Annotated in this window: 12 protein-coding genes; 2 read left to right on the top strand and 10 right to left on the bottom strand. The window is 36.7% G+C overall.

Annotated elements, in window-relative coordinates; translation table 11 throughout:
* Positions 1-15: 15 nt before the first annotated feature.
* From G4D61_RS15600 to fdhF, 10 genes are all read right to left on the bottom strand, one after another.
* A complete protein-coding gene (locus G4D61_RS15600; protein WP_025730524.1) occupies positions 16-696 on the bottom strand; it encodes a transaldolase family protein in 681 nt (226 codons plus the stop codon).
* 88 nt (positions 697-784) lie between these two features.
* Entirely contained in the window at positions 785-1,159 is a 375-nt protein-coding gene (locus G4D61_RS15595; RefSeq protein ID WP_025730526.1) for a PTS glucitol/sorbitol transporter subunit IIA, read from the bottom strand.
* A gap of 71 nt (positions 1,160-1,230) precedes the next feature.
* Positions 1,231-2,256: a PTS glucitol/sorbitol transporter subunit IIB gene (gene srlE, locus G4D61_RS15590; protein WP_025730527.1), complete on the bottom strand. Its 1,026-nt coding sequence runs from the start codon at positions 2,254-2,256 to the stop codon at positions 1,231-1,233.
* A gap of 19 nt (positions 2,257-2,275) precedes the next feature.
* The gene (gene srlA, locus G4D61_RS15585; RefSeq protein ID WP_025730528.1) at positions 2,276-2,827 is read right to left on the bottom strand and encodes a PTS glucitol/sorbitol transporter subunit IIC; all 552 of its coding nucleotides are present in this window, start codon (positions 2,825-2,827) and stop codon (positions 2,276-2,278) included.
* Between the two features lie 14 nt (positions 2,828-2,841).
* Positions 2,842-3,297 carry a transcriptional regulator GutM gene (locus tag G4D61_RS15580; protein WP_025730530.1) on the bottom strand — a complete coding sequence of 152 codons (456 nt, stop codon included), beginning with the start codon at positions 3,295-3,297 and terminating at the stop codon, positions 2,842-2,844.
* A gap of 27 nt (positions 3,298-3,324) precedes the next feature.
* Positions 3,325-5,247 (bottom strand): BglG family transcription antiterminator, encoded by a 1,923-nt coding sequence (locus G4D61_RS15575; protein ID WP_163174307.1) that lies wholly within the window; start codon positions 5,245-5,247, stop codon positions 3,325-3,327.
* A gap of 142 nt (positions 5,248-5,389) precedes the next feature.
* Positions 5,390-6,190, bottom strand: a complete 801-nt coding sequence (locus tag G4D61_RS15570) for an SDR family oxidoreductase (RefSeq protein WP_163174305.1) — start codon at positions 6,188-6,190, stop codon at positions 5,390-5,392.
* Between the two features lie 368 nt (positions 6,191-6,558).
* Entirely contained in the window at positions 6,559-7,302 is a 744-nt protein-coding gene (locus G4D61_RS15565) for an SDR family oxidoreductase (protein ID WP_025730536.1), read from the bottom strand.
* Positions 7,303-7,583: 281 nt separating this feature from the next.
* A complete protein-coding gene (locus tag G4D61_RS15560) occupies positions 7,584-8,081 on the bottom strand; it encodes a helical membrane plugin domain-containing protein (protein ID WP_025730538.1) in 498 nt (165 codons plus the stop codon).
* Positions 8,082-8,148: 67 nt separating this feature from the next.
* Positions 8,149-11,088 (bottom strand): formate dehydrogenase subunit alpha, encoded by a 2,940-nt coding sequence (gene fdhF / locus G4D61_RS15555; RefSeq protein WP_163174303.1) that lies wholly within the window; start codon positions 11,086-11,088, stop codon positions 8,149-8,151.
* A gap of 311 nt (positions 11,089-11,399) precedes the next feature.
* Here fdhF and G4D61_RS15550 point away from each other — a divergent pair, with 311 nt between their 5' ends.
* Positions 11,400-11,744, top strand: a complete 345-nt coding sequence (locus G4D61_RS15550; protein WP_025730542.1) for a Na-translocating system protein MpsC family protein — start codon at positions 11,400-11,402, stop codon at positions 11,742-11,744.
* Between the two features lie 61 nt (positions 11,745-11,805).
* Positions 11,806-12,612: a formate dehydrogenase accessory sulfurtransferase FdhD gene (gene fdhD / locus G4D61_RS15545; protein ID WP_035354357.1), complete on the top strand. Its 807-nt coding sequence runs from the start codon at positions 11,806-11,808 to the stop codon at positions 12,610-12,612.
* Positions 12,613-12,742 lie beyond the last annotated feature (130 nt).

The following is a 12,742-nucleotide window of genomic DNA, read 5'->3' as shown; positions in this document are numbered from 1 at the left end:
AGATTGGCCGAGTAGTTAAGAATTTATTAATGTGGACTTATCTTTCCCATATGCTTGCTGCCATTGTTTTTTAAAAGCAGCAATATCATTAACGGTAGCCGGAAATGATACAAACGTTGAAATTAATTGTGGGGCTACGGTTACAGTATGGGCTCCTGCAAGACAAACATCATGTATTTGTTGCACATTTTTAAAGCTCGCTGCTAAAATTTCCGTTGCCACTTCATAGTTAGAAAATAATTGTGCAATTTCCGCAACTACTTTTGTTCCATTGCCAGTTAAATTATCGATTCTATTCACATATGGTGCGACATATTTGGCGCCAGCCTTCGCCGCCATCAATGCCTGAAACGGAGTGTATATTGCAGTTCCAAGCACGGCAATCCCATCGCTCACAAGTATTTTCGTTGCTTTGATGGCTTCTTCTGTTACAGGAATTTTTATAACAACATTCCCTTGTATTTGCTTGCTTATAAATTTAGCTTCCGCTACGATTTCTTCTGCACACTCTCCGATGACTTGAATAAATAATTCTCTCTCTCCGCCAATCACTTCTCTAATTTCTTTAAATAATTCTAGGTAAGGGCGTTGCTCCTGAACAATAATTGACGGATTGGTTGTAACACCTGCAATTGGATAATACTCTATTAGATGAGCAATTTCTTCTACATTAGCGGAATCAATATATAATCTCATCCCTATTCCTCCTTATAAAAGAGAGGCTTAACCTATAAAAGACTAAGCCTTCTAATTTGTCGCTTTATAATGAAAAAAATTCAATAGATTACGATGCCTGCTCGCTTACAATTTTTATTTCGGTTCCCGGTTCAATTGAAGGAATCTCTTTCTCTTCCAAATATAAAGTGCCTGGAAGTTCTGGAGTTGTTGAACCATCAAAACGTAACGTAATATGACCTAAAGTCGTTAAATTTTGTTGAACAACATCACCAACAGATGTGATTTTAAAGGCTTCATTATTAATATAAAGTACTTGACCTGCTTGAATTTCCTCATCAACATTGACAACATCAATGCTATAGCAAAAATCTTTTAGATCTTGTGGTGCTTCGTTACCAAATAAAATAAACATTTTTTCATCAAGAAAGGTGTTTGCCATTGGACCTATACTTTTTACTTGATTCTTATAAATTGTTTTCATCGCTTCTAGCACGAGCCCTTTGCTGTGCTACTAACCTCCCATCCTATTACATAGTTTAATTCAACTAGTTTTCATGATTGATATAGGCCAAAACTTGCTAGCCAAGCAACAAATACCCTCGGGACTCCAATTAAAAACCGCGAATAAAGTACAGCTGGCACACCGACCTCTACCGTTTCAGCTTCTGCCTCAGCAAGGCCTAATCCTACAGGAATAAAGTCGCACGCATTTTGCGTATTAATCGCAAACAGCGCCGGCAGTGCCAAGTTTGGCGGAATATTGCCTTTGCCAATTTCTACACCTATTAGTGTTCCGATAATTTGTGCGATGACAGCCCCTGGTCCAAGTAAAGGAGATAAAAATGGTAATGAACAAATGAATCCGATTAAGAGTAGCCCCCATATATTTCCTGCAAGCGGAGACATCATCTTAGCAAATAGGTTGCCGATTCCTGAACCTTGAATAATCCCAATTAATAGGGATACGAAGGCCATAAATGGAATAATCGTATTAATCATTGTTTGTACTGCATCACGACCAGCCTGATAGAAAGTGTTAATGACTTTACCTGCGCCAAGCCCTATTTTCGTCAATAAACTCTTTTTACTGCTTGCAGCCAATGTTTGTGAGATCTTTTTATCACTGCTATATTTAAACTCTCTTTCAGACTCAGAATCAGGCAATTTTTCCGCTGCCGCTGCAATATTCGATAGAGCGCTCGCCTCAACTGGTTGTACTTGATCAACATCAACAGCAGAAACATAAATATCTTCAGTAATAAATTTAGCTAATGGACCGCTTCTGCCTGTTGGCATAATATTAATTGTTGGAATGCGTTTTTGTGGATAAATACCACAACGTAATGTCCCACCGCAATCAATAATTACAACTGCAATTGTTTCATCAGGGACCGATGTCTGGAAACCGTTAACAGGCTCTGCACCGGTTAATTCAGCAATTTTGTCGACAATCGCTGGTTTTGCGCCGCCACCAGTAATATAAACAATTTTATTTTTTGTAGCTGTCGGAGTAATCGTCAACGGTCCTCCGAAACCACCACTACCTCGAACAATTTTTACAGAACGATATTCCGTCATGATTATAACCTCCTTACCATCAATGATTTAATTTCACATCTGATTTCAATTTAATATTTTGTTGTTTCTCAACCATTTTTGTTGTAAAGTCAGTTATCCACCCGGAAAAAAAATTCATTACTAAACCGACAAGAAAATAGCGTACAGCCAAGTCAGCTGTATTTAAGCCTAGTTTTTCAATGCCTGTTGCAATTCCGAGCCAAATAAACAATTCACCAGGATTAATATGTGGGAATAATCCGTTACTCGTATGACAGAAATAAGCACCTGAAGCATAGTAGCTTGGTTTGTATTTTTCTGGTAAAAAGCGTCCTAATGACAATGCCATAGGGTTTCCTAACATAAAGGACCCTACTAGTGGAAGCACTAAATATCTTAATAGTGGATTTTTAGATGAAGCCATTGCTAAACGGTTAATACGTTTATCCCCTACTAATTGAATTAATGTATTCATCGCCACCATTAATAGTAAAACAACAGGTACGATGTCTTTCATCCACGAAATAAACGTTTTTGCTCCCGTTTGAAATAAATGCATAAAACCTTGTGCCAACATAACAATAATATCCATTGTCTTCTCACCTCTTAATTATGTTTTTTTATAGATACTAGACGATCCGCCTGATTCATTACTCGTTTAAAGAGACTATTTTTTTCTGGAATTTGTCCACCGCTCATAATGATCTTATAGTTGCTCACAGCCTCAAGAATCGCTTGTTTTAAGAGCTTATTACAAGCCTCCAAATCATTTTCATTTAATGTTTTAATATTCTTGCCTGTAAATCCTTGTAAATCACGAACTTTCGCCATTACTGTAACCCCTTGTATTTTTTTTGCTTGTAAAATTTTCCCGCTTTGTGATACTGCAAAGAGTACAATAGTTCCCGCACGAATTTTTCCAGGTCTTTTACCAATAGCTACTTTTCCAATCTTACGCAATTCTGTATACGCTTTCGAAAAATGCTTGATTTGTAAATAACCTAAACCTGTTTGCACAATAAATGCAACTGCAATAAACATCATGATGACAAATATTTGCATAACGCTACCCCCTAAAAATTAAATATTTTACAACCTACTTGCCTGCTCAAGATATTGCGAAACATCTATATAGTTCGTCGCTTTTGACAAGCGCTCGATTAACTCTTTATCAGTCCCAATCCGAAGAACTTCATCATAAATTTTTACTAAAAGGCTAGAATCGTTATCGGTTTCTTTCGGTATCCCTAATAAAAAGACAAGTTTAATTTCTTTTCCGTCAGCTTTTATTTTTTCAGGAAATACTCCGAGTGCCAATTCAATCTGATCCGACTTATAGTTCACGGTATGAGGTAAAGCGATATACTGGTCAAAGACCATCGACCCTTTTTCATTCCTAACCTTAAGCCGTTCTTTGAAATCGTCGTCCAGATAGCCTTGCTGTACTAAAACATCTACCATATGGTCCAAGTTTTCATAATAACGTTTCGTATGATCTAAGACGAAATATTTTTCCTCATTTATTAACAGTCTTATAATAGAATAATGATTTCTGGCTTGTTTTAGTTTAAACTTTTGTAAATAAGTTACTTTTTCAATTTCACGTGAAACGCTGCTTTCATCAAAAATCTCATTAATCATAATTAATGGAGAATCGGTTTCAAATGACAGTTCTACTGTTGAAAAAACAAGATCGTAATCTGCCAATCTCTCTTTTGTTACCTCATTTTCTGAGAATAATTCAATGGCTGTATGCTGATTTAAAATGCGTTGTAATTGAATAGCAACTAATTTTGCTGTTCCTCTTCCAGTACCACAAATAACAGCTACCTTCTTCAAGTTTTTCACTTTAACATCATTTTGAGTAATGAAAACGCCAAAATAAAATGCAATGTAGCCAAGTTCATCTTCAGAAACTTTAAGAGCATATTCGTTTTCAATTACTTGTCCGGCAATTTCTGCCATTTTAAATGCAACAGGATATTTTTCCTTCACATCTGACAGCAACGGGTTTTTTAAGCGTAGATCAAACATTAAACGATTTAACATGAAAGTTAAATGATATTGCAAGTCTGTAAAGAAAGACCGATTTTCTTGAATAACGCTTTCATCAAAGCCGATTTGTTCAATAATCAAATTTAGCAATCTTTTAATATCATCGGTAATCGCAATATCAACCATCGTTTGATTATTCGTCGGTGTTCTTCGCCCTGCAATTGGCAATGTAATAAACAGAACTTCTTGCTGAGGAATGCTAATTGGCAGCTGATTTTCAATGGCCGCAGCTATTTCCTTTGCAATCTCATAATCTTTTGTATCTAGTAATTTCGTATATTTCTCGTTCATATCATGTATTGGGTGGTCGTGTAAAAGCCGGTCAAGCATTACTATAATAAACTGCATTAATAATTGCTGAGTATTAGATTCTAAATCATATCGATTCGCAATCCTTATAATTGACTCTTTAATGTCTTCATCCAACGGATAGAAACGATATAAATAATTATAAACATGATCTAAAATAAAAAATCGTAAATCATGTTCAGTACCGCTTAAATACATTCCACTGTTTGGTTTTCCATGAATGGCTAAATTATAAGTTTTTAAGGAAACTGTTGCTTTTTTTAATTCATTAATAAGTGTTGTCCTGCCAATATTCATATTGAAGGCCATTTCATCAAGCGTATTCATTCCCTCGCTATTTATTAGCTGATCAATAATAAATGCGATCCGCGATTGCGGTGAATCTAAAAGGCTGTTCTCTGAGTTTACTTTTTTCATAAAGTTCTTAAACTGTTCTTCATCTTGAATCATTAATCGATAGCCTTTGCCTCTTTCACTCACTAATGAAGCGATCCCTTTTAAATCACTATTTAACTGTTTAATATAATTCCTAATCGTTCTCGTACTAACATCCATCGTTTGTGCAAAATAATCTAACGTGCAATATTCTTTCTTTCTCGTCATTTCAATTAGCTGGAATAGCCGATTGTCAATCGAAATGTCAGACATTTTATCACCACCTTTTCTATAATGTGAGTGCTATTCACTAAGTATAATAGACAATTAAGATATTTATCTATTTTCTTCTCATTGCCAACCTCGTTAGCCATTCACAAAAAGGTTTTGTCTGACTTTAAACAATCTGTTTTTGTTAACCGCGAGATTTACCACCCGAAATATTAAGTGTCGTACCGGTAATATAGCTTGCACGGTCTGAAGCAAGATAAGAAACAAGATCGGCAACTTCATTCAAATTTCCTTCTCTTCCTAGAGGAATGGATTTACTATAATCAGTCGCTAACCCATCTACTGTAACTCCACGAGTATATGCGAGTGCCTCGTTGTATGCATCTGTTCTCAATCCGGTTTTTTCTAAAATTCCAGGGGCCAATGCTACTACACGAATATTGTATTTTCCCAATTCCTTTGCCCATGCCCTAGTGAAAGCAATAAGTGCTCCCTTTGTTGCAGAATAACAGCTTTGACCAGCGGATCCTTCTTGACCAGTCTCTGAAGCCATATTAATAATCACTCCGCTATTGCGTTTTACCATTTCTTTAGCGACTGCTTGAGCGCAAAGGAATGGGCCCTTTTGGTTAACATTGACCATGAAATCAAAATCTTGCTCGCTCAGCTCGTATTCAGGCTTTTCTCCCGCAACATCTACTAACAATCTAGGGAGATTCACACCCGCATTATTTACTAAAATATCTACAGAGCCAAATAATTCAACTGTTTTTGCCACCATATTGTCAACGCTTTCTTTGTTTGCAACATTACATTTAATAAAATAGGGACCATCCTCTTGATGTCCTTCCTCAACATTTAAATCTGAAACAACTACTTTTACACCATTTTTAAGCAGCTCCCTCGTAATCGTTAAACCGATTCCAGAAGCGCCACCTGTAACAATGGCAACTTTTCCTTCTAAATCAAGCCATGAATTGCTCATGTTATGTTCCCCCTCATTTTTTCACGATTCTCTTTTGTTTACGCTTTCATTATAAGTTTTTTCAAATTGCACATTAATACATATTTTTTCACTTAAAAATGAAAAGTGACGTATTAATGAATAAATTAAAATTCCTAAAAGGAGCAGACAACAATCCATGAAACAAAAAATGCCTGAACGGTATATTCAGACATCGTCAAAGGGTGCTTTTTAGTTTATTTTGCAGCAGTATGTAAAGGTCTTTTTCATCTAATAGAAGATATACTATTTTTTTCTGTGAGGGAACCCAGCTTGAGTTTTAGAAAAAAATAGAACACCCCCATCGAGTAATCCATTCAATGGAGGTTGGCTACATTCATTATGTTAAGTTATTTAAAACGGCTGTTCATCCGCTCTACTTCTTGATCAATTTCATCGCGTGACATACGCATTGCTTTAGCAGATCTACCATAGCCTATTTCAATTTCATTATTTTTCAGCCCTTCAAAAATGCCATCTGCAAATGCGTCAAGCGGTTCACCAAATGTATGCAATCCCGGGCCGCCTAAATCAGTGTTAACTGCTGGCGGAGCAACCTCGATCACTTCAATATTAGTGCTCTCTACTTGATGACGCAGGCTCGTTGTGAATGAGTGGATTCCCGCTTTTGTTGCACAATAAATTGGGGCAATAGACATCGGTGTAAATGCTAGTCCTGATGATACATTAATAATCGCCGCATACTCTTGCTTAGCCAAATGCGGTAAAAATAGCATGTTCAAGTGAATTGGTGCTTCAAAATTAATGGCTATTTCTTTTTGATAATAGCTCCAGTCTTGCTCTTGATTTAACAGTTCAATTCTTTGTTGAATGCCGGCATTATTTACGATTACATTTAAATGTGGAAATTCTTTAATGACCCATTCATATAAAGCAACACGCTCAGCCTCTACCCCAACATCACATACTTTTGTTTTTAATTGTGGAAATGTTTTTTTTGCTTCCTCAAGCTTTTCTTCTCGGCGACCACATACGATCACTTCATTTCCAGCTTTTAGAAATCGTTCAGCAAATGCTAAACCTATTCCAGCTGCACCGCCTGTAATTAAAATCGTATTACCAGATAGTTTCATCTAATACCTCCAAGTAAAAAATATTAGCCAAACAAAATATTCACAAAAAAACTATAAGCTGATTATAGAATGAAACACAAGGTGATTCAAATAATTGAATCATAAGCATTAAAATACTTCTTATTCGTTATATTGTCTTTTTTTATAATCTCCCCTATCTTTGTTTCTATATATCACTGACTTAAAAAATCAAAGGAACAAGAACTGCAGAAAAAACCGCTCGTCTCATAAAGATCGAGCGGCACTTCGTATTGTGTCATATATAACTTTACTGATTGCGATTATTTTGTTTCTTTAGATGCTGAATCGAGTGCTTTTCCCATTCCTTTTAGAAAGGAAATACCAAATCCAACAGCACGATTAATATCTGGATCGCTTAACAATTTAATTAAGTTCATGACCCCGACTTTTTTATTAGACTCGAGGAATTTATTGCCTTCATCCATCCCCGACACAACACTGTTCATAAGTGATGTAACAAGCTCAGGATCAGCCTTCATTAAAGCCCCCGTCGTTCCCATAAGTGTGTTAATCAGATTTGTGACCGGATCTCTTGAAATTTGATCAAGTGCAATTTTAGCGATTTTGTCTTTAGCTTGAATCATAGAATTCGCTGCTTCAAGAACACCAATATCGTTTACTTCACCAATTAATTTAAAGATATTATTTAATGCATCTTCATGATCCGCTACAAGGTCTTTTAATTCCTCAAGTTTTTGTTGTTTAATCTCTTCTTCTGTTGGCTCATGCCGATGAATCTCTGTAATAGGAGCTGCCATTTTTTTACCTCCTTTTGAATATATATTTCGCCTTCAATAAGACTACAACGCGGCACTTTTCATTTCCTTATTGATCTGTAAGATGTACATAACCTGGACGATTCCATTTACGCTGTACCTCAACGCCATTTTGTGGGTACCGTTTTTTATTACGCGGATTTGATTTTGGAAGCGGCGTATTCCCACCTTTTCGTAAAACTTCCATCTTTACTCTCGTTTGCTTATATGCAGGCGTATTTGTACGCGTATCATAAATAGGACCTGTTAAGAAATTAATAGCTGATTCTTTATCTACAGAGTTCATTGGCAAATAAAGTTCATTATCTTTTACACGGTCTGTAATTAAAACATTTAATTTAACAGCTCCAAATGGTGATTTCAAACGAACGAGATCACCATTTTCAAGATTACGTTCTCTTGAAAGTGTTGGTGAAACTTCTACAAATACTCCAGGTACTTTCGATTGAATACCTTTTGATTTGTTTGTCATATTTCCTTCATGGAAATGTTCAAGCATTCTCCCGTTATTAATATACAGATCATATTCTTCTGGAAACTCAGCAGGTTCTACCCAATCCGAAAGAGCAAATCGTGCTTTTTTATCTGGAAAGTTAAAACCATCTTGGTAAAGGAGCGGTGTATTTTTTCCATCCAAGCTTCCCCAATGGAAACTGTTCCAGCCTTCAAGTACATCATAGCTTGCTTCCTTGAAAAGTGGTGACAAGCTGACCATTTCGGCAAAAATATCACTAGGATGTCCGTAGTTCCAATCTGCGCCCAAATGTTTGGCAACTTCTTGAATAATCCACCAATCCGGCTTTGCATCTCCTAAAGTCGGAAGTACTTGGTATAGACGCTGAACACGACGTTCTGTATTTGTAAATGTTCCTTCTTTTTCTAGCGAAGGTGTTGCAGGCAATACAACATCTGCATATTGAGCCGTTCTAGATAGGAAAATATCTTGTACAACAAAGAAGTCAAGACTTGATAGCACTTCATGTACGTGGTTGGCATCAGAATCAACTAGTGCCATATCTTCCCCAACTAGATACATAGCTTTCATGTCACCTTTTGCAATGGCATGTAACATTTCAATATTATTCAACCCGGGATTGCTGTCAATTGTTACACCGTATGCTTTTTCAAATTTCCCACGAGCTTCATCATCTGTAATATGTTGATAGCCTGGCAGCCATCCGGGAAGTGTTCCCATATCACAAGCACCTTGAACATTATTATGGCCGCGGAGCGGATATGCGCCTGCACCTGGACGGCGGTAGTTACCAGTTGCAAGCAGCAAGTTAGAAATAGCTGCTGATGTGTCTGAGCCACCAGTGTTTTGTGTTACACCCATTCCCCAAAGGATGCAAGTACCATCTGCATCACGGATCATTTCAGCAATTTTCATCAATTGTTCTTTTGAAATGCCTGTAATTTGTTCAGCATAGTCAAGCGTATATTTTTCAAGCACTTCTTTAAATTCATCAAAAAAGTTTACATTTTCTTCGATAAATGTTTGGTCGTGCCAGCCTTGATCAATCAAATATTTAGTGACAGCCATTAACCACACTTGGTCTGTACCTTGTTTTGGACTAATAAACAGATCTGAACGCTCTGCCATTTCATTTCTGCGAAGATCAGCTACAATCAATTTTTGACCATGATATTTATGCGCTCTTTTAATCCTTGTTGCTAGGACAGGGTGCCCTTCTGCAGGGTTTGCACCAACAATGATGACAAGACCCGATTTGGCAATATCTTTAATTGTACCAGCGTCACCGCCCATACCAACTGTACGAAATAGTCCATCTGTTGCTGGTGATTGACAGTAGCGGGAACAGTTATCAATATTATTTGTCTCAAACACTTGGCGAGCCAGTTTTTGCATTAAATAGTTGTCCTCATTTGTAATTTTTGAGGAAGAAATAAATCCTACAGAACCTTTTCCATATGTTTCTTTTATAGAACCAAGTTTGCTAGCTACTAAACTGAGCGCTTCTTCCCAGCTTGCTTCTACGAATTGGCCATTTTTACGGATCAAAGGAGTTGTCAACCGTTCTTTCGAGTTTACAAAATCCCAGCCAAATTTACCTTTTACACAAGTAGAGATAGCATTCACAGGTCCTTCATGTGTTGGTTGCACTTTTAAAATTTTTCGTCCTTTTGTCCATACTTCAAACGTACAGCCAACACCGCAAAAAGTACATACAGTTTTTGTTTTTTTCGTACGTGTTTCCCGCATTGCCGCTTCTACTTCTGAAATTGCAAAAATACTGCTGTAGCTAGGTTCAACTTCTTTAACAAGATCAATCATTGGATCTAGCATATCGCTTTTTAGCCCTGTCATGAAGCCAGCTTCTCCAAGCATTGATTTTTCCATCAATGCGTTACATGGACAAATCGTTACACATTGGCCGCAGCTGACACATGAAGAATCATTAATGGAGAGCCCCTTGTCCCATAGAACACGAGGACGATCAGCCTCCCAGTCAATTGATAATGTTTCATTTACTTGCAGGCTCTGACAAACTTCCACACATTGACCGCAGGCAATGCATTGATTTGGATCATAACGATAAAATGGGTGCGACATATCTACACCGCTTGGATCTACTTTCGGCGTATATGGGTATTTTTGACTTTCAATCCCCATTAATTCAGCTGTATTATGTACTTTACAATTTCCGTTATTGTTATCGCATACTGTACAATACAGCAGATGGTTCGCCAAAATTCTGTCCATTGCTTCTGTCCGCGATTCTTGAGCTCTAGCTGCGTCTAATTGAATATCCATTCCATCTTCAGCAATAGTCGAGCATGAACGAACAAGTTTTCCATTCGCTTCCACAATACACGTATCACAAGTTTGAATTGGATCTACTTCTGGGACATAACAAATTTGTGGATGTGGTATATTGTATTGATTAATAATCTCTATAATTTTGGATCCGGCTTTTGCTTCATAGTTTAAACCGTTGATTTTGACATGAATATCGTAATCTTCCATTGCATTTCCCCCTTTAAAGACAAAAAAACCACCATGATATACAGTCCTCTAGTAAGGATGTAAATCATGGTGGAATAGTTTAATAACAAAACTTGCTAATATACCAATCCAATCCATTTGATTGAATGATAGATCCATAACAGTACACTATTATGCAACCATCGTTTATATTATGATTATAACTCCACTTATCCAAATAAACAATATAGTCATTCCACTTTTAATTTTTTCAGGCTCTTCCCCTTTTATTTTTTTTCTAATTGTTTTATGATTAAAAAATTGTAAGGAGTAAAAAAACGGGAGAGATTTAAATGTCACAAGTAATTCATGAATTCAATGATATTATTCGCAAGCTTCGAAAAGAACTATTTGGAAAAGGCCCTGAGCGCATTCATACTGTTTTCGTCGAAAATATGGCTGTCTCTACCTTGTATGGGAACTTGACTCCTACAGAAATTTTCCTTTGCAAAACACCTGAAGGAAGAGAAATGATCCATTCGGCTAGAACAAAAATGATACAAGATCTTTATGCAGTTAGTCCGCCAAAAGGGATGGAGGAGCTCGTCGGCGCCAAATTAGTACATTTATTTTCGGATATTAAGCTTGAAGAAAATATTGCCGTCTCCGTATTTGTTTTTGATAAACATATCGTTTAAGTTATAAAGACAAGTAATAATATTTCCATACTGACCTTTGAAGAACACAAGGAGTGAAAACATGAAAGAGGTTGACACGAAACGGGGGATTATCCGTATTCACAATGGACATCTGCAACAAACAATCGATACAGTCGTGACTGAGTTTCCTGTGACAGTGAAAGTAAATGGGCAAGAATTTGTAACAATGGTTTGTACTCCTGAGCATATAGAGGACATGGTCATTGGTTATTTAGTTTCTGAAGGGGTTTTAAAAACTTATAAAGATGTGAAGGATATTTGGATACAAGAAAAAGAAGGATTCGTCCACGTCAAAACTGATAACATTAACCCTTATTACCAAAACTTACAAAATAAGCGTTACATTACATCGTGCTGCGGAATGAGCAGACAAGCATTTGTTTTTGTAAATGATGCTTTAACAGCAAAAAAAATAAGTGGTATTAATATAAAAATCACACCTGATCATTGCTTCCGTTTAATGAGGCAACTACAAGAAACCGCTTCCACTTTTCAAAAAACTGGAGGTGTCCATAACGCTGCATTATGTGATGCTAATGGCGTTCTTATTAGTCGAATGGACATCGGACGGCATAATGCTTTAGATAAAATCTACGGATATTGTTTAAAGCATAACCTTTCAACAAAAGGAAAAATCATTGCCTTTAGCGGCCGTATTTCATCGGAAATTTTATTAAAAGTAGCAAAAATAGGCTGTGAAATTATTCTATCAAAATCAGCGCCAACGGAATTTGCTTTAAAATCAGCGGAAGAGTTAGGAATTACAACAGTAGGATTTATCCGCAACAATTCAATGAATATTTATACTCGACCGGAACGAATTGCCAACATCAATATTACCGCCTAATATGAGTCAACATATAAATGAACCCGCTGCATATGAACTGCCCCCTGTCAAGTAGACAGTGGAAATAATAAAAATGATTTAAGCGGCTTTAGCTCTATATTCCATCGGGCTAAGGCCGTTTAATCGTTTT

It is taken from the genome of Heyndrickxia ginsengihumi (assembly GCF_011008565.1).
In the GTDB taxonomy this organism is placed as follows: domain Bacteria; phylum Bacillota; class Bacilli; order Bacillales; family Bacillaceae_C; genus Weizmannia; species Weizmannia ginsengihumi.
This window is presented reverse-complemented; position numbering and strand designations above follow the sequence as displayed.

Excerpts from the sequence above, each read along its gene's own strand:
- G4D61_RS15560 (WP_025730538.1), bottom strand. The coding sequence starts at position 8,081 with ATGGCAGCTCCTATTACAGAGATTCATCGGCATGAGCCAACAGAAGAA.
- G4D61_RS15595 (WP_025730526.1), bottom strand. The coding sequence starts at position 1,159 with ATGAAAACAATTTATAAGAATCAAGTAAAAAGTATAGGTCCAATGGCA.
- G4D61_RS15600 (WP_025730524.1), bottom strand. The coding sequence starts at position 696 with ATGAGATTATATATTGATTCCGCTAATGTAGAAGAAATTGCTCATCTA.
- G4D61_RS15570 (WP_163174305.1), bottom strand. The coding sequence starts at position 6,190 with ATGAGCAATTCATGGCTTGATTTAGAAGGAAAAGTTGCCATTGTTACA.
- G4D61_RS15550 (WP_025730542.1), top strand. The coding sequence starts at position 11,400 with ATGTCACAAGTAATTCATGAATTCAATGATATTATTCGCAAGCTTCGA.
- G4D61_RS15575 (WP_163174307.1), bottom strand. The coding sequence starts at position 5,247 with ATGTCTGACATTTCGATTGACAATCGGCTATTCCAGCTAATTGAAATG.
- fdhD (WP_035354357.1), top strand. The coding sequence starts at position 11,806 with ATGAAAGAGGTTGACACGAAACGGGGGATTATCCGTATTCACAATGGA.
- G4D61_RS15580 (WP_025730530.1), bottom strand. The coding sequence starts at position 3,297 with ATGCAAATATTTGTCATCATGATGTTTATTGCAGTTGCATTTATTGTG.
- srlE (WP_025730527.1), bottom strand. The coding sequence starts at position 2,256 with ATGACGGAATATCGTTCTGTAAAAATTGTTCGAGGTAGTGGTGGTTTC.
- srlA (WP_025730528.1), bottom strand. The coding sequence starts at position 2,827 with ATGGATATTATTGTTATGTTGGCACAAGGTTTTATGCATTTATTTCAA.
- G4D61_RS15565 (WP_025730536.1), bottom strand. The coding sequence starts at position 7,302 with ATGAAACTATCTGGTAATACGATTTTAATTACAGGCGGTGCAGCTGGA.
- fdhF (WP_163174303.1), bottom strand. The coding sequence starts at position 11,088 with ATGGAAGATTACGATATTCATGTCAAAATCAACGGTTTAAACTATGAA.